Annotated in this window: 1 protein-coding gene; it reads left to right on the top strand. The window is 72.3% G+C overall.

Annotated features, from left to right (window positions below):
- Window positions 1-368: amino acid--tRNA ligase-related protein (locus ACLWS4_RS37890; protein WP_416876559.1), on the top strand; the 368-nt coding region annotated here is incomplete at both ends.

Here is a 368-nt window from a genome sequence, read left to right as displayed (position 1 = left end):
AACGGCGGATCGCGGCGTACGCGCGGGAGCGGTTCGGCCACGAGTTCCTGTTCGTCACCCACTACCCGGCTGCCATCCGGCCGTTCTACCACCGCCGACCGGAGGGCCGGCCGGACCTGACGCTCAGCTTCGACCTGCTCTGGAAGGGACTGGAGGTCACCACCGGGGCCCAGCGCGAGCACCGCTCCGAGGTGCTGCTGGCGCAGGCGGCGGAGAAGGGGATCGAGACCGGCCCGATGCGGGAGTACCTGGACGTCGTCCGCTTCGGCTGCCCGCCGCCCGGCGGCTTCGGTGCCGGGCTGGCCCGGCTGCTGATGGTGATGCTCGGGCTGGAGTCGATCCGCGAGGCGGTCTTCCTGTTCCGGGGC

The sequence above is a fragment of the Kitasatospora sp. SC0581 genome (genome assembly GCF_048159585.1).
In the GTDB taxonomy this organism is placed as follows: domain Bacteria; phylum Actinomycetota; class Actinomycetes; order Streptomycetales; family Streptomycetaceae; genus Kitasatospora.
Note: the sequence above shows the minus strand (reverse complement) of the source record. Positions and strands in the feature narration are given on the sequence as shown.